The organism is Flavobacterium sp. FlaQc-48 (assembly GCF_044007335.1).
Lineage (GTDB): Bacteria > Bacteroidota > Bacteroidia > Flavobacteriales > Flavobacteriaceae > Flavobacterium.
Window position 1 is genome coordinate 1 of the sequence record NZ_JBIPCR010000024.1, and the last position, 18,493, is coordinate 18,493.

Genomic DNA, 18,493 nt, shown 5'->3' on the forward strand with positions numbered 1-18,493 from the left:
GAAATGACTGGAACCAAAAGAAAATTTCTATGCTGGAGCAAAAAGATGTAATTGAAGATAATATACTAAATCAAATTTCGAATTCATTAAAAATTCCTGTTGAAGCTTTTCAGAATTTTGATGAGGAGCAGGCGATTAATATTATTTCTAATACTTTTGGAGATAATGCCTGTATTGGAAATCCTAATTCTACATTCAACTTCAATCCTATCGAAGAGTTAAAAAAACTTCACGAAGAAAAGATTGCTTTTTACGAGCGTATGCTAAAAGAGAAAGATGAGATGATGCAAAGAATTGGAAAATTAATCAATAAATAATTCCGGAATATATCATTATGGAACAAAAAATACATCAGGGAAGAAACGTAAAACGTTTCAGAGAAATGCTTGGGATCAAACAGGAGGCTTTAGCTTTTGATTTGGGAAATGACTGGAACCAAAAGAAAATTTCTATGTTGGAGCAAAAAGATGTAATTGAAGATAATATACTAAATCAAATTTCGAATTCATTAAAAATTCCTGTTGAAGCTTTTCAGAATTTTGATGAGGAACAGGCGGTGAATGTTATTGCAAATACATTTAATAACAATGATAGTGCAATTGGGTTTGTAATTAATAATTACAATCCAATTGAAAAAGTTATCCAATTGCACGAAGAAAAGATTGCATTATACGAGCGTATGCTGAAAGAGAAAGATGAAATGATGCAAAGACTTGAAAAATTTATCAATAAATAATTTCGTAATAATCATTAATACGACATATTAATACACAAAGAGACTTTCGAGTCTCTTTTTTAGTTTTGAAAATTAACCTTTCCTGCGTCTTATAGAAACGAGGCTAAATTCCTATCTCCATAAATAATTCGCAAATAGCAATATAAAAGTTTACTTTTGCAAAAAAGTTATGTTTTGCAAAACATTCTTAACTTATAATTTATAACTCATAATTTACAAAGTGAATTACTTATCTGTAGAAAATATATCGAAGTCGTTTGGAGAAAGAACGTTGTTTGACAACATCTCATTCGGAATCAATAAAGATCAAAAAATTGCCTTTATTGCTAAAAATGGTTCGGGAAAAACCACCATTATGAGCATCATTAATGGTTTAGATGAACCCGATACGGGCCAGGTAGTCCTGAGAAAAGGAATCAGAATGGCTTTTCTTTCTCAAGATAATAACCTGCAGGAGGAACTGACTATCGAAGAAAGTATTTTTGCTTCAGATAATGAGACTTTAAAAGTTATTGAAGCTTACGAAAAAGCTTTAGAAAATCCGGATGATGAAGAGGCTTATCAAAGAGCTTTTGACGGAATGGACCAACACAATGCGTGGGATTTTGAAACGCAATACAAGCAGATTTTATTTAAATTAAAACTGGAGGATTTTAAACTTAAGGTAAAAAATCTTTCGGGAGGGCAAAAGAAACGTCTTTCATTGGCGATCATTTTGATCAATCGTCCTGATTTATTGATTTTGGATGAGCCTACCAACCACCTTGATCTTGAAATGATCGAATGGCTGGAAAGTTATTTTGCCAAAGAAAATATCACGTTGTTTATGGTTACGCACGACCGTTTCTTTTTAGAACGTGTTTGTAACGAGATTATCGAATTGGATAACGGAAAACTATACCAGTACAAAGGTAATTACTCGTATTATTTAGAGAAAAAAGAAGAGCGAATTACTTCTGAAAATGCCAGTGTTGACAAAGCCAAAAATTTATTTGTAAAAGAATTAGAATGGATGCGCCGTCAGCCAAAGGCAAGAACGACAAAGTCAAAATCGCGTCAGGATGATTTTTATGTCATTAAAGAAAAAGCGCAAAGCCGACGAAAAGAAAATAAAGTCGAACTTGAGATCAATATGGAAAGAATGGGAAGCAAAATTATTGAGCTTCACAAAATCTCTAAAAAATTCAAAGATCATGTTATCCTGGACAACTTTAGTTTTGATTTTCAACGTGGAGAACGTATTGGAATTATTGGTAAAAACGGAACAGGAAAATCTACTTTCTTAAATCTTTTAACCGGAACTCTTCCTTTAGATAGCGGACGTGTTGTAAAAGGTGAAACTATTAAAGTAGGATATTATATGCAAAGCGGAATCAACCCGAAACCAAATCAGCGTGTAATCGATATTATTAAGGAATACGGAGAATTTATTCCGCTTGCAAAAGGCAGAATGATTTCGGCTTCACAATTGCTGGAACGTTTTCTTTTTGATGCCAAAAAGCAATATGACTTCGTAGAAAAATTAAGCGGTGGAGAATTAAAACGTTTGTATCTGTGTACCGTTTTGATCCAGAACCCTAACTTTTTAATTCTGGATGAGCCAACAAACGATTTAGACATTGTAACATTAAACGTTTTAGAAAGCTTTCTTTTAGATTATCCGGGATGTTTACTGGTAGTTTCTCACGACCGTTATTTCATGGATAAAATTGTAGATCATTTATTTATCTTTAGAGGAAAAGGTGAAATCGAGAGTTTCCCCGGGAATTATTCTGATTTCAGAGCTTATGAAGACAGTGCCGATGTAGCTCAAAAAGAAGAAAACAAAGCAGAGAAAAAAGACTGGAAACAAAATAACCCAACCGGAAACTTAACTTTTAACGAGCAAAAAGAATATCAAAAACTGGAAAGAGAAATTAAAGACTTAGAAATTGACAAAACTAAAATCGAACAATTATTCTCTGACGGAAATGTTGCTGATGCCGATATCGCGAAAAAGGCAAATGAATTGCAAAATATAATCAATAAAATAGACCAGAAAGAAGAGCGTTGGTTTGAGCTTTCGGCTAAAATTGAAGGATAGTATTACGCAAAGATTCACAAAGAAAACACAGAGCCACGCTAAGTTTTTTATTTTGTGAATCTTTGTGCTTTCTTTGTTAATCTCCGTAAAACAAAAACTATTCATTTTATTATATTTGAAACTTTAAAAATCCACATTTCATGAAATACCTTTTATCTGCACTAGTAGTGCTAACACTTTTTGTTTCTTGTATTAGTAATGAAGACAAAAACACAGAACCTACGGAACCGCAAAAAACAGATTATACTGTTGAAAACGACAAAGAAATCACAGATTATATCGCCAAAAACAAATTGACAGCTGTAAAAACCGACTCTGGTTTGTATTATGTAATCAATGAACCAGGAACAGGAACGCAGCCAACAGCGACATCAAATGTAACCGTAGCTTATAAGGGTTATTTTAGTAGTGGAAAGGTATTCGACCAAAGTAGCGCTGCAGGTATTTCTTTTGGACTAAATCAAGTTATTAAAGGCTGGACAGAAGGTATTCCTTATTTTAAAACTGGCGGAAGCGGAATTCTATTGATTCCTTCGCATTTGGGTTACGGAAGTTTTGACTACAGTGGCATCCCTGGAGGCTCTGTACTTATATTTGACGTTAAGCTGATCAAAGTAAACTAAAACAAAACTTTACAATTCATACAAAAGCCACAACAGAATTTTATTTTGTTGTGGTTTTTTATTTTTAGCAATCTCAATAATACAACTAAAAAACCGAGACTGAACACCCTATACTACCAGGGAATGGGATTATAATCTTTCAAAAATTTCCCGCACCAGTGTTTTCCTGTATTGATTCCGTCGAATAAAGGATCCATAACACGCGCTGCACCATCAACAATATCTAATGGCGGCTGAAAATCTTCTAATTCCTGTTTCTTTTTAGCCAATTCAGCAGGATCTTCGTCCGTTACCCATCCTGTATCGACAGCATTCATAAAAATACCATGTTTTGCTAATGTTCCTGAAGAAGTATGCGTTAACATATTCAGTGCAGCTTTTGCCATATTCGTATGAGGATGACGGTCTTCTTTGAAGAAACGATGAAATTTTCCTTCCATCGCCGAAACATTAATAATGTGTTTTTTCCCGGTAATATCTTTCTTCATCACTTCTGAAAGTCGGTTGCATAATACAAAAGGGGCAACAGAATTCACCAATTGCACTTCGATCATTTCAGTAGTTTCTATTTGTCCTAAACGCAAACGCCAACTGTTTGTTTTTCGTAAATCGACTTGCTGTAAATCGGCATCGAGTTCTCCTTCCGGAAAAACCTCATTTGCCACAAGAGCATTATCAAATGAATACGGAATTTGGGACAATTGGGCCGAAGCACGCAAACCAATTCCCGGCTCAGGTCCGTGCCAGGTTACGGGCATATTTTCGTTAGATGATGCACCCGTTGTCAACATTTTTAATTCATCCAGACAATTGAGATGATCCAGTAATAATTCCTGTGCTTGTTTTGGAAGTGCACTTATTGGCAATTCTTCATTCTCCATTAAGTGAGTATAGAATCCCGCAGGGCGTCTCACTGTTTGTGCCGCATTATTAATCAGAATATCAAGACGTTCGTACTTTTGTTCTATAAAGTTGCAAAAAATCTCCACACTCGGAATATGTCGCAAATCCAAACCATGAATTTTTAACCGATGTCCCCATTCCATAAAATCTTCTTCCTTGGCAAAACGCAAAGCCGAATCTACCGGAAAACGAGTCGTAGCAATAACGGTTGCCCCGCCACGCAAAAGCATTAATGTAATATGATAGCCAATCTTTAAACGGGAACCTGTAATAATGGCAACTTGCCCTTTTACATCTGCCGTCTGAAAACGTTTGGCATAATTAAAATCGCCACAATCCGTACACATCGTATCGTAGAAATGATGCATTTTAGTAAATTCGGTTTTACATACATAGCAATTTCTCGGAGTTTCTAATTCTAATTGTTCTTTATGGGCAAGATCAGTATAAGCTAATAATTTAGGAGCAACAAAGATGCTTGCTTCACGTGCGTGACGAATTCCGGTTTCCTTACGTGCCGTTTTATCTTTCTTTTCTTTTTTACGTTTGGCAGCTTGTAATCCGTCTTTAACTCTTCTGGAAAATTCGTCACGATCAGGTCTGGAAAACATTCCTGCTTCTTTGATCAAAGCGATTCTTTGTTCTTTCGGAATATCAAAAATCTGATCTGTATGGGTGTTCAATTGTGCTAAAATAGCAATGCAACGATTAATTTCTTCAGAAGATATGATACTCTTCCCCTCTATTTCTTCCTTCAACATCATAAAAACGTATTACTATTAGCTTAAATTTAAAGTTCACAAATATAGTCTTTTTGAAAGTCGAAAAAGTTCAAAGCCAAAAGTCATAATTATGTCTTTCGACTTTACGACTTTCGACTTTTTTGTATCTTCGCGCTTACTTGTAATTATTTTTATGCTATTTCAAATAAAGTCTTATTTAAAATTCCTTTGGAACTCGAAAAACGAACACGGCGTACATTCGCCTTTCGTATTTAATTTATTGACGAAATGCTTTTATGATAAAAAGCAAAAACCACAATATACAATTCTCAAAAACTATAGAAGATCACTTCTCGAAAACAAAAACGTAATCGAAGTAACTGATTTTGGTGCAGGATCAAAAGTGTTTAAATCCAACAGAAGACAAATTTCGAAAATAGCCAAAACAGCTGGGATTTCACCAAAACGGGCCGAATTACTTTTCAGAGTTACCAATTATTTTCAACCTAAAAACGTTTTAGAAATAGGCACTTCATTAGGTTTAGCTACTTCTGCCCTGGCTTTAGGGAATCCAAAAGCAAAAATAATTACGTTAGAAGGCTGCCCACAAACGGCAACTGTAGCCAAAAATCATTTAGAAAATTTTGATTGCAAAAATGTTGACACCATTATAACCGAATTCGAAAACTTTTTAGTTTCTACAAATCTTCAGTCTACCGATTACGATCTGATCTATTTTGATGGAAATCATTCTAAAAAAGCCACTTTGGCCTATTTTGATCTCTTACTAACAACTATCACAAATGATTCTGTTTGGATTTTCGATGACATTCATTGGTCACCAGAAATGGAAGAAGCCTGGAAAAACATTCAAAACCATCCAAAAGTTACTGTAACCATCGATACTTTTCAGTGGGGATTTGTGTTTTTCAGATACGAGCAGGAAAAAGAACATTTTGTGATTCGGGCATAAAAAAAGACAATCATTTCTGATTGCCTTTTTAATACTAATTCAAGATATCTAATTATTTTTTAGCGTCTTTATTTTCTTCAGATTTAGCTCCCATTCTGTTAAGCGTATACATTGGGGCAAATTTCAATTTTAAACCTGCAATTTTTCTGTTATCTTCAGAGGTAAGACCTTCTTTTTCAACTGTATTTTTACGGCTGTCAAGGGCTTCGTACATGATTTTAATTTTATCCCAGTCTTCACGGGAATATTTATCTTTGTTATTCTCTACGGTATGAACAAATTGTTGGTATACACTGTGAATATTTTTAGCGTTAACCCAGTCAAAATTCATATCCTCGCCAATTTTTCCTTCACCAAATAAGGAATTTCTTAATTGTTGTTGTGGGCTTGGGGCCGGAGGGGCAAAAACGGTGGTCATTTCATTTTTAAATTCTTCGTACTTAGTTTTACTCGCATTTATCTTTTCTGTTTCAGCAGCATTGTCTTTAAGGTCTGCAAGTGCCGCCTGTGCATTTGCTGCTCTTCTGTCATATTCTGCTTCAACATCTTTCCAATCGGCTTTCAAATTGTCGGCTTTTACATTTTTAACTGAATCGACGTAGGTTACATAAGAGTCGATTGTTTTTTTTGCTTTTTCCTGTTTTTCGTCTTTACACGATGCAAAAGTTAATGCGATTATAGCAATTCCCGATAATAATTGTATGTTTTTCATAATTCTGATTATTTAAGATTAGATAACAAATATAGTTAAAAATTTAAACAATTGTAAATTATTATCAATATTTTAATATTTATTTTAAAAATAATTCAGTTAAATTTAAAAAATATGATAATTATATAAAAACAATTCAAAATAATATAACAAACTTTTCGTTTCTAAATTTATCATTACGTTAAAACCTTCTCCCTCCAAAAGATAATAGTATAAATTGCCGCTTTTGTAACATAAATCAATTTCAGGCTACTTATCGTTTATTGAAAAGTGTTTTGTACTTTTAAATCCAAAATTGTAAATAGAAATGGCAAATCCATTAATTAAAATAACCAACATCAAAAGAGATTTTGTATTAGGTAACGAAATCGTCTATGTTTTAAAAGGTATAGATTTAGAAATTAACAAAGGCGAGTACGTAGCTTTAATGGGGCCTTCAGGATCCGGAAAATCGACTTTAATGAATTTATTAGGCTGCCTGGATACTCCAACTTCAGGGCATTATGTTTTGAACGGAAAAGATGTGAGCCAAATGAAAGATGATGAACTGGCAGGAATTCGGAACAAAGAAATTGGATTTGTATTTCAGACTTTTAATCTTTTGCCCAGAACTACGGCTTTAGATAATGTGGCTTTACCCATGATTTATGCCGGATATTCAAAATCAGAACGCCATGCGAGGGCAATTGAGGTTTTAAAACAGGTTAATCTTGCAGACAGAATGGATCACCAGCCCAATCAGCTTTCCGGAGGACAGCGCCAGCGTGTGGCAATTGCCCGTGCTCTTGTCAATAAACCTTCTATCATATTAGCCGATGAACCTACAGGAAACTTAGACAGTAAAACTTCTGTAGAAATCATGAAACTTTTTGGTGATATTCACGAACAGGGAAATACTGTAATTCTGGTAACGCACGAAGAAGATATTGCCGCTTACGCCCATCGTGTGATTCGCTTAAGAGACGGTGTAATTGAAAGTGACACGACAAAGTAGTTTCATTTTTATTTGTTAAACCCAAGAAAAGAAAACTTAGTCACTTAGCAACTCAGAACCTTAGCACCTCAAAAAAATGAAAGTATATACAAAAACAGGAGACAAAGGAACGACAGCTCTTTTTGGAGGCACACGCGTTCCAAAAGATCATATTCGCATTGACAGTTACGGAACTGTTGACGAACTGAACTCTTATATAGGATTGATTCGCGATCAGGAAATCGATTCCCATTACAAAACTATTTTAATCGAAATTCAGGATCGCCTCTTTACTGTAGGCGCTATTCTGGCAACACCACAGGAAAAAGAAGTCTTAAAGAATGGTGAACTTCGTTTAAAGAATCTTGGAATAATCGATTCTGACATCGAATTATTAGAAAATGAAATAGACAAAATGGAAGAAAGCCTTCCGCAAATGACTCATTTTGTTCTACCGGGTGGCCACCCAACCGTGTCACATTGTCATATAGCACGTTGCATTTGCCGTCGCGCAGAACGTTTGGCAGTACATTTAAGCCATAATGAACACGTTCCTGAAATAGCAATTCGATACTTAAACCGACTTTCTGACTACCTTTTTGTCTTGGCACGGAAGTTGTCCTCAGACTTAAAAGCGGATGAAGTGAAATGGATTCCGAGGAAGTGAAATTATTAGATTTTAGAGTTAAAATTTTAGATTAATGAGATTTCAGAAATCTAAAATTTACAATCTACAATCCGCAATTTATAGAGACGTTCTTAAATTTTCTTAAAATAAATCAAAATTTACTTGTCTTTTTCAGTAAAAAATTTATTTTTGCACAAACTAAACAGATAACAGATGTATTGGACATTAGAATTAGCATCTTATTTAAGTGATGCGCCATGGCCTGCTAACAAAGACGAACTTATTGACTACGCTATTAGAGCTGGTGCTCCATTAGAAGTAGTAGAAAACCTTCAGTCAATTGAAGACGAAGGAGAGATATATGAATCAATGGAAGAAATTTGGCCTGATTATCCAACAGACGAAGATTATCTTTGGAACGAGGATGAATATTAAAAAATAAACCAAAGAAAAAAGTCTCATCACCGAGGCTTTTTTTTTGGTTCAAATACACACATTTACATAAAATAGAAATACAATAAATCATGAGTTTCATAAACAGTATTATTAAAGTCTTTGTAGGTGATAAATCACAGAAAGATGTCAAAGCTTTACAGCCCTATTTAAATAAAATTAAAACATTCGAAACCAGCTTAATGACTTTGTCTCATGACGAATTAAGAGCCAGAACCGCATATTTTAAGGAAAAAATAAAAGAAGCCAGAGCTGATAAGGATGCTAAAATTGCTTCGCTTAAAGCTGAAGTAGAAAACATCGAAGACATCGACAAAAGAGAAGATCTTTATGATGCTATCGATACTCTTGAAAAAGAAGCATACGAAATCTCAGAGAAAACTTTATTAGAAATTCTTCCGGAAGCTTTTTCTGTTGTTAAGGAAACAGCCCGCCGTTTTAAAGACAATTCTTTTATTGAAGTGACTGCAACGGCAAAAGATCGTGAACTTTCAGCTTCAAAAACATATATCACTATTGAAGGCGATAAAGCAACATGGGCTAATAAATGGAATGCTGCCGGTAAAGAAATTACCTGGGACATGATCCATTATGACGTTCAGTTGATTGGTGGAATGGTGTTGCATGAAGGTAAAGTTGCCGAAATGCAAACGGGGGAAGGTAAAACTTTGGTGGCTACACTTCCACTCTACTTAAACGCCTTAACCGGAAACGGTGTTCACCTGGTAACAGTGAATGATTACCTGGCAAAACGTGATAGTACATGGAAAGCGCCATTATTCGAATTTCACGGTTTAACTGTTGACTGTATCGATAATCACCAGCCCAGTACAGAACAAAGAAAAAAAGCATACGACGCAGATATCACTTACGGAACCAATAACGAATTTGGTTTTGACTACTTAAGGGATAACATGGCACATTCGCCAAGTGATCTGGTACAAAGAAAACACAACTATGCTATTGTCGATGAGGTCGATTCTGTATTAATTGATGATGCAAGAACACCTCTTATTATTTCAGGACCGGTTCCTCAGGGAGATCGTCATGAATTTAATGAGTTGAAACCAAAAATCGAAAACTTAGTAGCACAACAACGTCAGTTAGCAAATGGTTTCTTAGCCGAAGCTAAAAAGTTAATTAAAGAAGGAAAAACCAAAGAAGGCGGGTTCTTATTGTTAAGAGCTTACAGAAGTTTACCAAAAAATAAAGCATTAATTAAATTTTTGAGTGAAGAAGGAATCAAACAATTGCTTCAAAAAACCGAAAATCAATACATGCAGGACAACAATCGCGAAATGCACAAAGTCGATGAAGCTTTGTATTTTGTAATTGAAGAAAAAAACAATCAGGTAGAACTGACTGATAACGGTATTAAGTATTTATCCGGAGACACGGATTCTGATTTCTTCGTTTTACCGGACATTGGAACTGAAATCGCGGCTATCGAAAAACAAAAACTGGATAAAGATGCTGAAGCAGAAGCCAAAGAAAGATTATTCCAGGATTTTGGGGTAAAAAGCGAGCGTATCCATACTCTTACACAACTCTTAAAAGCGTATGCGCTTTTTGAAAAAGATGTAGAATACGTAATCATGGACAACAAAATTATGATTGTCGATGAGCAAACAGGCCGTATTATGGATGGTCGTCGTTATTCTGACGGTTTACACCAGGCGATCGAAGCAAAAGAAAATGTAAAAATCGAAGCTGCTACACAAACTTTTGCAACTGTAACATTACAGAATTATTTCAGAATGTACAGCAAATTAGGGGGTATGACAGGTACGGCGGTTACAGAAGCCGGAGAGTTATGGCAGATTTATAAATTAGACGTGGTGGAGATTCCAACCAACCGTCCGATTTCAAGACAAGACAAAGAAGATTATATCTACAAAACTACACGTGAGAAATTCAATGCTGTAATCGAAGATGTAACGGAATTATCAAATGCAGGAAGACCCGTTTTGATTGGAACAACATCTGTAGAGATTTCAGAATTATTAAGCCGAATGTTGAAAATGAGAGGCGTTACCCATAACGTTTTGAATGCTAAAATGCACAAACAAGAGGCTCAGATTGTAGAAGAAGCAGGTAAAGCAGGAGTTGTAACCATTGCAACAAACATGGCTGGTCGTGGTACCGATATTAAATTAACTCCAGAAGTAAAAGCTGCCGGAGGTTTAGCAATCGTGGGTACAGAACGTCATGATTCCCGTCGTGTAGACAGACAGTTACGTGGTCGTGCAGGACGTCAGGGAGATCCGGGAAGTTCTCAGTTTTATGTTTCGCTTGAAGACAACTTAATGCGTTTATTTGGTTCTGAAAGAGTAGCTAAAGTTATGGACAGAATGGGACTTCAGGAAGGCGAAGTAATTCAGCATTCTATGATGACTAAATCTATCGAGCGTGCTCAGAAAAAGGTAGAAGAAAACAACTTTGGTGTCCGTAAACGTTTATTAGAATATGATGACGTCATGAACTCTCAACGTGAAGTAGTATACAAACGTCGTCGTCACGCCTTGTTTGGCGAGCGTTTGAAGCTGGATATCGCAAACATGCTTTATGATACCTGCGAATTAATCGTAAGTCAAACTAAGCCTGCAAATGACTTCAAAAACTTCGAATTTGATTTGATTCGTTATTTCTCTATCACATCTCCGATTTCAGAATCTGATTTCCAGAGATTGTCTGATATCGAAATTACAGGAAAAATATACAAAGAAACTTTAGCTTTCTACACAGAGAAAACAGAAAGAAGCGCCAGAGAAGCTTTCCCAATCATTAAAGGAGTTTACGAAGAGCCAAACAATCATTTTGAGCGTATTGTAGTTCCGTTTACTGACGGAATCAAAACGCTGAATGTCGTTACTGACTTGAAAAAAGCGTACGATAGCGAAGGGGCTCAGTTAATTGCTGACTTTGAGAAAAACATTACTTTATCTATTGTGGATGAAGCCTGGAAAAAACACTTACGTAAAATGGACGAATTGAAACAATCTGTTCAGTTAGCCGTTCACGAACAAAAAGACCCATTGCTTATTTACAAATTAGAAGCTTTTAATTTGTTTAGAGGAATGTTAGATAACGTCAACAAAGAAGTGATTTCGTTCTTGTTCAAAGGTGATTTACCGGCTCAAAATGTTCCGGAAATTCACGAAGCCAAAGAAGTTCGTCAAAAAGAAAACTTCAAATTAAGCAAAGATGAAATCGTAAACAGTGAAGACATCAACCGTGAAGCCGGAGAAACACAACAACGTCAGGTTACAGAAACCATTGTGAGAGATAATCCAAAAATCAATCGTAATGATACTGTAACAGTACAAGAAGTGGCTACCGGTAAAACAGAAACAATGAAATTTAAAAAAGCAGAAACCCTTTTAGCTTCAGGCGCCTGGGTTATAGTTAAAGAATAATTTCTAAATTAAAATCGATATGTAAACCTGACAGGCTTATAAAACCTGTTAGCTTTGCCAATTCTAAAATCCCTAATTGCATTTGCAATTAGGGATTTTTTTATGTTAAATGACAAAAATAATAATGATTAAAAATAATAAAATGTATTTTTGCAATCGAAACAACGAAACAAGTCTTGAAAAGATTTTTGATCATAGTATTATCTTGTATGCTCTTAGTGCCATCTTTTGGCAGTTTCTTTGTTTATACCTCATTCAAATTAAATCAGGATGAAATTACCAAAACCATTTGTGTACAGCGTAAATTGGTTTTTAATACCTGTAACGGTCGTTGTGAACTTCAGAAAAGTTTAAAAAAATACGCCGACAACGAAAAGAAAATGCAAAACAACCTGAAAGAAAAAGCAGAGATTGTTTACATTCAGAATACGTTTACAACAGCATTCAAATTAGTAGCACCAATTCCATCTAAAGCAAAACTTTTTGCGGTATTAGATGCAAAACCTATTTCGGTTTCAATTGCTACTTTTCGCCCACCTTCCTATTTTATATAATTTTTTAAATCCGGTTTCATTTTCACAATTGAAATCCATTTTTCATTGTTTTAAAACCAATGAAAACGCGTTTACGCACTCCTCAATTTAAAATCAAATTATATAAAACTCAAAAAAATGAAAAACATTATATATAGCGCTTTGGCTATTGTAACCCTATCTATATCTTTAATTTCTTGTTCAAGTGATGACGACAATACTGCCGTATCAGGAAACGGAAAACTTATTTTAGAATTCGATAATGCTTATGGCGCAAACGATCTTATTTTAAACACTCAGGGAAATACAACTTCTAATAATGAAGTTTTAAAAATTAGCTTAGTTAAATATATTATCAGCAATGTCGTTTTAACAAAAGCAGACGGAACTACTTTTACGTATCCAAAAAGCAAAAGCTATTTTATTGCTGATGAAGCAACCGCTGCCGGACGCGAATTTGAACTTACGGATGTTCCTGCCGGAGATTATGTAAAAGTAAAATTCGGAATTGGAGTTGATGAAGACCAATGGAAACTAGGCGCTTCGGGTCAGGGAGATTTTTTAGCAAAAGCTGATGCTGCGGGCATGATGTGGTCCTGGGCTGCTGGTTACAAATTCCTGGCTTTCGAAGGTACTTTTACTTCGCCAACAGTAACCACTGCAACTCCTTTTATGATTCATACCGGAAAAACCGGAACAGACTACAACTATACCGAAGTAACTGTTGATATGCCTACAAAAGCTTTGGTACGCACTACCATTACCCCGGAAGTCCATTTGATTACAGACCTTTCTAAAATCATCGACGGTAAAAACAAAATTAAACTTTCTGACAACAATGCCGGCGGAATGGGTGCTATGATCATGGGGGGTGCTAATTTGCCGCTAATTACCCAAAACATCAGTGCTATGTTTAGAGTAGACCACGTACACAACGACTAAATTTATTTTAAGGAGCACAAAAGCCGGAGTTTAAAAGAAAAGACGTCCCGCTATTCGCTATATCTTTTGTGCACGCTGAGGCGAACACAAAAGGATGCCGCTACTATCGGGGCTAAACCAGAACTTTTGTGCTTCTAAAAAAATCCAAAGAAATCATGCTGAAAATAAAATATTTTCTATGGCTGATGATTCCGTTGTTGTGGAGCTGCTCTGATCAGGACGACGAATATGTAAATGTTCCTTTAGAATTTACTGTTCCGTCAAACTTTCCTGCTTTAGCGTATAACATTGCACAGAATCCGCCAACAGAAAAAGGGTTTGAACTGGGAAAAAAACTCTTTTACGACGGACGTTTAGCGTCTGACGGAGTAGTTTCCTGTGGTTTTTGCCACATTCAGGCCAATGCGTTCACACATCACGGACATACTGTAAGTCATGGTGTAGACAATGCACAAGGAACAAGAAATACACCATCTATTCAAAATCTGGCTTATCAGACCGTATTTATGTATGACGGTGCTGCAGATCATTTAGACCTACAGCCCCTAATTCCGCTGAAAAGTATTATCGAAATGAACGGTGACCTGAATGCCATTTTAAAAATGATGAAAGCCGATCGGGATTATCAGAAATTATTTGGACAGGCGTTTGACGATGGTGCCATTACAACCGAAAATATGCTGAAAGCGCTTTCGCAGTTTATGGTTATGGTTACCTCATCTAACTCAAAGTTTGACAAATACAGACGAAATGAAACTGGCGGAAGTTTAACTTCTGATGAATTGGCCGGATATGATTTATTTAAATCTAAATGCGCCTCTTGCCACGCAACAGATTTACAAACTGATAATTCGTTTCGCAATAATGGTTTGGCCGTAAATCCAATGGTAAATGATGTTGGCCGTTATAAAGTAACCGAACTGGCAACTGATTACTACAAATTTAAAGTGCCAAGTTTACGAAATGTAGAAGTTTCAGGACCTTACATGCACGACGGAAGATTTGGAACTTTAGAAGGGGTTTTAGATCATTATGCGAGCGGTATTGAAACTTCGGCAACTTTAGACCCCATATTAAAGCAGAATGGAAAATTAGGAATTTCACTTTCTGATACTGACAAAAAACAACTTATAGCTTTCCTGAAAACGCTGACGGATAATCAATACCTGACCGACAAACGTTTCTCTGAATTTTAAAAGTTATTGCCACAAATTGCACGGATTAACACAGATTTAAAGATCAGTGAAATCCATTTAATTTGTGACAGAAAAAATGTAATGAAAACTGGAGCCTAAACCCCGATTGAAGTGGAAAGCCTTTAAAAAAAAGTTTACTTCACTTAACTTTTATTTTAAACGGAGTTAATTGAACTTCGTTTGCAACGAAAAGCGGGATTAGCTCTTAAAAAAAATTAAAATGAAAAAAATAATAGTAATGTTCGCTCTTTTGGCTGGTTTTTCGGCCTTTAGTTTTACCGTAAAAGATAGTATTTCGGCCTTTACGTTTCAGCGTCTGGCCATGATGGAAGATTTTGACTGTGATGCCTGCGGTTGCTCGGCAAGCGGCGGAAGTATGGGTTTTGGTTCCATGTTAAATAATAATTTTGTGGGTTTGAGATACCTTAAACAAAGTTATACAAGTCGTGACGGGATTTTTGCCAATTCTCCGTGGATTGATGAAAACTTTAATACGATTCAGGCATGGGCACGTATTCCGGTGACAGAGAAAGTGCAGATTTCGGCCCTGGTTCCGTATCATTTTAATGAAAGGGAATTAACTGCCGGAACAGAGCGTATTACAGGCTTGGGAGATATTACCGTTATGGCTTTGTACACCGTTTTTGAAACCAAAAAAGACAGTACTTTTTTTACGCATAAAATTAATTTGGGTGGAGGTGTTAAAATCCCAACCGGAAAATTTACTGAGGCCAATAATCTGGGAAGTGTCAACCAGAGTTTTCAGTTGGGAACCGGAAGCTGGGATTTTCCTGTAGTTTCTGAGTATATAATCAAACACAAAAATCTGGGTTTAAACACCACTATGAATTATATCTTCAAAACTGAAAACAGTAAAAATTACCAATATGGAGATCAGTTTAATTATGCCGGAACATTCTTTTATTTATTCGATTTAAAATCGGTTCAGATCGTTCCGCAAGCCGGTTTAGCAGGCGAATTGTACCAGACCAATAAGCAGCATAATCTGGATTTACCTAATACCGCCGGAGATATTTTGTTTGGAAAATTTGGTATCGAGGCAGGAAAAGATAAATTTTCGGTTGGTGTAAATGCCATGCTGCCTGTTAATCAACATCTGTCTAACGGTAATATGGAAGCCAATTACAGATGGAGTGTCAACCTGAATTATACCTTATAGCAGGTTCCTGTTTCTAAAAGATTATTTCAAAAATATAAACAATCCCTAATGGTAAAGCCGTTAGGGATTTTCTTATATTTGGGCAAAAAAAAGCAGCACCAACATTGAAAAAGAACCTTTGGCTTTCGTTGCGATTTATCTGGATTATTTGTTTCAGCTATTTTTTCATCTTAATGATTAAAATAACCTGGCAGTATATTCCATTAAAAAGCGATGTTGCTTTTCTTCAGATAAAGCAAACCGAGATTAGCCGGATTCCGTTTTACTACCCGGTCTTTTACGTGCATGTTTATTCGGCAATTTTTGTTTTGCTTGCCGGATTTTTTCAATTCAGCACTACTCTTTTAAAAAGGTTTCCTGTAACACATAGAAACATTGGAAAATTTTATGTTTTTGTAGTGCTTTTTTTAAGTGCTCCTTCAGGTTTGTTTATTGGTCTTTTTGCCAACGGCGGACTTTACTCTAAAATTTCTTTTGTCAGCTTGTCGGTTTTATGGTTTTTCTTTACTGTTAAAGGTTTTACAGCCATAAAAGATAAAAATATTACAAAGCATAAGGCCTTTATGTGGCGAAGTTTTGCGTTAACCTTTTCTGCCATAACATTACGTTTCTGGAAGGTTATTCTTGTATATTTGTTTCATCCCGCACCAATGGATGTCTATCAGATAATTGCATGGCTGGGCTGGATTCCTAATTTATTAATCATTGAATGCTATCTTTATAACCAATTAAAAAAATGAAACAACTTTTTTGTTTATTATTATCCATACTCCTTTTTTCCTGCAATTCTAAAGAGAAAAAACACACAAAAGACAACGCTCAAAATCTGCCTAAAGAAATTAGAACCGATTTGTATGGTTCATATGTAGGCGATTTTACTGTTTTAGAACGCGATACTACCAGAATCGCAAAAGAAAATGACATCAACAAGATCAATATTATCATCAAGAAAATTACAGCAACAGAAGTGACCGGGCAAAGTGTTGTTGCCGGCAATAGCAGGGCACTAAGTGGTAAAATGACTGCGGACGGCACTACCATTCATTTTATACTAAAAGAACCCGGTGACGATAAAAATGATGGCGTTTTTGATTTTGAAATAAAAAATGACAGCTTTTTAGTGGGAACGTGGACGGCCAATAATCCTAAAAAAGAAGTCACTAAAAGAAAATTTGAACTTACTAAAAAAGAATTTAAGTACGACCCGAATGTAATGCTTCCGGAGGAAGGAATGTATATTGATTATGTAAATACAAAAGAAGAACAGGTAACAGAGGAGAATGATGATCCGGAGATTAAAGAAACCGAAACGTATATGCAAACTGTATACAGAGAGGCATCAGAAAGTATTGTGACTATAAATTCATCCACAAAAAAATTAAAAGAATCAGATGTAAAAAATCTAAAAAAAATTGATTTGGAGATTCTTAGAAATACCATTTTTGCCAGACATGGACTTACTTTTAAAACGAAAACTGTTCGTCAGTTTTTTGATGATGTCGAATGGTATATTCCAGTTTCGGACAATGTAAACAGTGAGTTAACCAATGTAGAAAAAGAAAACATTGTTTTACTGAAGCGTTTTGAAAAATATGCCGAAGACAATTATGATTCTTTTGGAAGATAGATTTTAAATATTTTTGCCATGAATTTCACGAAGTATCCACGAGTTATTTTGTTGATTTTTTTCAACGTTAAGGAACTTATAAAGTAATTCGTGAAATTCGGGGCAAACTTTTATCTCGGGTTCTCCTCATAATAACGGGCCTCGATTCGTTTAATATCTTTAATCGAATTTTTCGCCCATGCCAGACGTTTTTCCAGAATTTCTTCTTCAGACAAGTGCCAGTCAATATTTGATTTTTGTAATCTGTTGGTTAGATTTTGAATGATAATTGCAGCCGAAACAGAGATATTTAAACTCTCTGTAAAACCAACCATAGGTATTTTAAGAAATCCATCTGCTTTTTCTAATATTTCTTCTGATAAACCGTCTCTTTCTGTTCCAAAAAAAAGAGCACTTGGTTTTGAAATATCAAAATCTTCCAGCAAACAATCATTTTCATGAGGGGTTGTAGCGATAATTTGATATCCCTGTTCTTTTAAAGTAGAAATACAATTGGTAACCGAGTCATACTGATTGATATCAACCCATTTCTGGGCACCCATAGCAATTTCTTTATCGATTTTTTTTCCGTAGCGTTGTTCAATCACATTGAGTTCCTGAATTCCAAAAACTTCACAACTGCGCATTACTGCACTGGTATTGTGCATCTGAAAAACATCTTCGACCACAATTGTAAAATGCTTAGTGCGATTTCCAAGTACTTTTAAAAATTTTTCTTTACGGTTGTCTGTTAATATATTTTCAAGGAAAGCGAGGTAATCTAAATCAATCATGATAATTTTATTTGGGGCAA

The 18,493-nt window shown here is 35.4% G+C and carries 18 protein-coding genes; 15 read left to right on the forward strand and 3 right to left on the reverse strand.

All coding sequences use genetic code 11. The annotated features are described in order from the left end of the window. The 4 genes from ACHRWY_RS25040 to ACHRWY_RS25055 form a co-directional block, all read left to right on the forward strand. The coding region (locus ACHRWY_RS25040; RefSeq protein ID WP_395358298.1) for an XRE family transcriptional regulator at positions 1-317 on the forward strand (317 nt) is incomplete at its 5' end. Between the two features lie 17 nt (positions 318-334). After that, positions 335-736 (forward strand): XRE family transcriptional regulator, encoded by a 402-nt coding sequence (locus ACHRWY_RS25045; protein WP_395358300.1) that lies wholly within the window; start codon positions 335-337, stop codon positions 734-736. A 220-nt stretch (positions 737-956) separates the two neighbouring features. Continuing rightward, on the forward strand, positions 957-2,819 hold the full coding sequence (locus ACHRWY_RS25050) for an ABC-F family ATP-binding cassette domain-containing protein (protein ID WP_395358302.1): 1,863 nt from the start codon (positions 957-959) through the stop codon (positions 2,817-2,819). A 140-nt stretch (positions 2,820-2,959) separates the two neighbouring features. After that, entirely contained in the window at positions 2,960-3,442 is a 483-nt protein-coding gene (locus tag ACHRWY_RS25055) for an FKBP-type peptidyl-prolyl cis-trans isomerase (protein WP_395358304.1), read from the forward strand. A 113-nt stretch (positions 3,443-3,555) separates the two neighbouring features. On the opposite strand, the gene ACHRWY_RS25060 is transcribed toward ACHRWY_RS25055, so the two are convergent. Beyond that, positions 3,556-5,106 carry an SDR family NAD(P)-dependent oxidoreductase gene (locus ACHRWY_RS25060; RefSeq protein WP_395358457.1) on the reverse strand — a complete coding sequence of 517 codons (1,551 nt, stop codon included), beginning with the start codon at positions 5,104-5,106 and terminating at the stop codon, positions 3,556-3,558. 154 nt (positions 5,107-5,260) lie between these two features. Between ACHRWY_RS25060 and ACHRWY_RS25065 the strand changes: the two genes are divergently transcribed. Next, positions 5,261-6,040 carry an O-methyltransferase gene (locus ACHRWY_RS25065; RefSeq protein WP_395358459.1) on the forward strand — a complete coding sequence of 260 codons (780 nt, stop codon included), beginning with the start codon at positions 5,261-5,263 and terminating at the stop codon, positions 6,038-6,040. A 52-nt stretch (positions 6,041-6,092) separates the two neighbouring features. On the opposite strand, the gene ACHRWY_RS25070 is transcribed toward ACHRWY_RS25065, so the two are convergent. Next, positions 6,093-6,752: a DUF6565 domain-containing protein gene (locus ACHRWY_RS25070; protein ID WP_395358306.1), complete on the reverse strand. Its 660-nt coding sequence runs from the start codon at positions 6,750-6,752 to the stop codon at positions 6,093-6,095. Positions 6,753-7,059: 307 nt separating this feature from the next. Here ACHRWY_RS25070 and ACHRWY_RS25075 point away from each other — a divergent pair, with 307 nt between their 5' ends. The 10 genes from ACHRWY_RS25075 to ACHRWY_RS25120 all read left to right on the forward strand — a co-directional run bounded on the left by ACHRWY_RS25075 (position 7,060) and on the right by ACHRWY_RS25120 (position 17,700). Continuing rightward, a complete protein-coding gene (locus tag ACHRWY_RS25075; protein ID WP_395358308.1) occupies positions 7,060-7,746 on the forward strand; it encodes an ABC transporter ATP-binding protein in 687 nt (228 codons plus the stop codon). A 76-nt stretch (positions 7,747-7,822) separates the two neighbouring features. After that, the gene (locus ACHRWY_RS25080) at positions 7,823-8,392 is read left to right on the forward strand and encodes a cob(I)yrinic acid a,c-diamide adenosyltransferase (protein ID WP_395358310.1); all 570 of its coding nucleotides are present in this window, start codon (positions 7,823-7,825) and stop codon (positions 8,390-8,392) included. 174 nt (positions 8,393-8,566) lie between these two features. Continuing rightward, entirely contained in the window at positions 8,567-8,788 is a 222-nt protein-coding gene (locus ACHRWY_RS25085) for a DUF2795 domain-containing protein (protein WP_007138072.1), read from the forward strand. 89 nt (positions 8,789-8,877) lie between these two features. Beyond that, the gene (secA, locus tag ACHRWY_RS25090) at positions 8,878-12,222 is read left to right on the forward strand and encodes a preprotein translocase subunit SecA (protein WP_395358312.1); all 3,345 of its coding nucleotides are present in this window, start codon (positions 8,878-8,880) and stop codon (positions 12,220-12,222) included. Between the two features lie 188 nt (positions 12,223-12,410). Continuing rightward, positions 12,411-12,776, forward strand: a complete 366-nt coding sequence (locus tag ACHRWY_RS25095) for a hypothetical protein (RefSeq protein ID WP_395358314.1) — start codon at positions 12,411-12,413, stop codon at positions 12,774-12,776. Between the two features lie 117 nt (positions 12,777-12,893). Further along, positions 12,894-13,697, forward strand: a complete 804-nt coding sequence (locus tag ACHRWY_RS25100) for an MbnP family protein (protein ID WP_395358316.1) — start codon at positions 12,894-12,896, stop codon at positions 13,695-13,697. 155 nt (positions 13,698-13,852) lie between these two features. Then, positions 13,853-14,893 (forward strand): cytochrome-c peroxidase, encoded by a 1,041-nt coding sequence (locus ACHRWY_RS25105; protein WP_395358318.1) that lies wholly within the window; start codon positions 13,853-13,855, stop codon positions 14,891-14,893. A gap of 220 nt (positions 14,894-15,113) precedes the next feature. Continuing rightward, on the forward strand, positions 15,114-16,073 hold the full coding sequence (locus tag ACHRWY_RS25110) for a transporter (protein WP_395358320.1): 960 nt from the start codon (positions 15,114-15,116) through the stop codon (positions 16,071-16,073). Between the two features lie 104 nt (positions 16,074-16,177). Continuing rightward, positions 16,178-16,813, forward strand: coding sequence for a DUF2306 domain-containing protein (locus ACHRWY_RS25115; protein ID WP_395358322.1), 636 nt, complete (start codon positions 16,178-16,180; stop codon positions 16,811-16,813). Further along, a complete protein-coding gene (locus ACHRWY_RS25120; protein WP_395358324.1) occupies positions 16,810-17,700 on the forward strand; it encodes a YARHG domain-containing protein in 891 nt (296 codons plus the stop codon). The genes ACHRWY_RS25115 and ACHRWY_RS25120 overlap by 4 nt, the downstream gene beginning before the upstream one ends. Before the next feature lie 110 nt (positions 17,701-17,810). Here the strand turns inward: ACHRWY_RS25120 and ACHRWY_RS25125 are convergent, their stop codons facing one another. Further along, complete coding sequence (locus tag ACHRWY_RS25125; RefSeq protein WP_395358326.1) at positions 17,811-18,473, reverse strand: TrmH family RNA methyltransferase; 663 nt, start codon at positions 18,471-18,473, stop codon at positions 17,811-17,813. Positions 18,474-18,493 lie beyond the last annotated feature (20 nt).

Bases quoted from the DNA above. Each gene is read 5' to 3' on its own strand.
- ACHRWY_RS25070 (WP_395358306.1), bottom strand. From the start codon at position 6,752: ATGAAAAACATACAATTATTATCGGGAATTGCTATAATCGCATTAACT.
- ACHRWY_RS25060 (WP_395358457.1), bottom strand. From the start codon at position 5,106: ATGTTGAAGGAAGAAATAGAGGGGAAGAGTATCATATCTTCTGAAGAA.
- ACHRWY_RS25065 (WP_395358459.1), top strand. From the start codon at position 5,261: ATGCTATTTCAAATAAAGTCTTATTTAAAATTCCTTTGGAACTCGAAA.
- ACHRWY_RS25075 (WP_395358308.1), top strand. From the start codon at position 7,060: ATGGCAAATCCATTAATTAAAATAACCAACATCAAAAGAGATTTTGTA.
- ACHRWY_RS25045 (WP_395358300.1), top strand. From the start codon at position 335: ATGGAACAAAAAATACATCAGGGAAGAAACGTAAAACGTTTCAGAGAA.
- ACHRWY_RS25120 (WP_395358324.1), top strand. From the start codon at position 16,810: ATGAAACAACTTTTTTGTTTATTATTATCCATACTCCTTTTTTCCTGC.
- ACHRWY_RS25055 (WP_395358304.1), top strand. From the start codon at position 2,960: ATGAAATACCTTTTATCTGCACTAGTAGTGCTAACACTTTTTGTTTCT.
- ACHRWY_RS25080 (WP_395358310.1), top strand. From the start codon at position 7,823: ATGAAAGTATATACAAAAACAGGAGACAAAGGAACGACAGCTCTTTTT.
- ACHRWY_RS25105 (WP_395358318.1), top strand. From the start codon at position 13,853: ATGCTGAAAATAAAATATTTTCTATGGCTGATGATTCCGTTGTTGTGG.
- ACHRWY_RS25110 (WP_395358320.1), top strand. From the start codon at position 15,114: ATGAAAAAAATAATAGTAATGTTCGCTCTTTTGGCTGGTTTTTCGGCC.
- ACHRWY_RS25085 (WP_007138072.1), top strand. From the start codon at position 8,567: ATGTATTGGACATTAGAATTAGCATCTTATTTAAGTGATGCGCCATGG.
- ACHRWY_RS25125 (WP_395358326.1), bottom strand. From the start codon at position 18,473: ATGATTGATTTAGATTACCTCGCTTTCCTTGAAAATATATTAACAGAC.
- secA (WP_395358312.1), top strand. From the start codon at position 8,878: ATGAGTTTCATAAACAGTATTATTAAAGTCTTTGTAGGTGATAAATCA.
- ACHRWY_RS25100 (WP_395358316.1), top strand. From the start codon at position 12,894: ATGAAAAACATTATATATAGCGCTTTGGCTATTGTAACCCTATCTATA.